Below are 310 nucleotides of genomic sequence, written 5' to 3' on the forward strand. Positions count from 1 at the left end.
GCGAAAACCGGTGCGGTAATTAACGTCAAGAAACCACAGTTTGTCAGCCCGGGACAGATGGGTAATATCGTTGATAAATTCAAAGAAGGCGGCAACGAAAAAGTGATTCTTTGCGATCGCGGTGCTAACTTCGGCTATGACAACCTGGTTGTCGATATGCTGGGCTTCAGCATTATGAAGAAAGTGTCTGGTAACTAGCCGGTGATTTTCGACGTGACCCACGCACTGCAATGCCGCGATCCTTTTGGCGCAGCTTCCGGCGGTCGTCGTGCTCAGGTGGCTGAGCTGGCACGAGCCGGTATGGCGGTAG

Annotated in this window: 1 pseudogene; it reads left to right on the plus strand. The window is 52.6% G+C overall.

The features are described from left to right. Positions 1 to 310: pseudogene (locus SB765_RS28785) on the plus strand (3-deoxy-8-phosphooctulonate synthase); the annotation flags it as partial.

The organism is Pseudomonas sp. SIMBA_067 (genome assembly GCF_046534675.1).
Lineage (GTDB): Bacteria > Pseudomonadota > Gammaproteobacteria > Pseudomonadales > Pseudomonadaceae > Aquipseudomonas > Aquipseudomonas putida.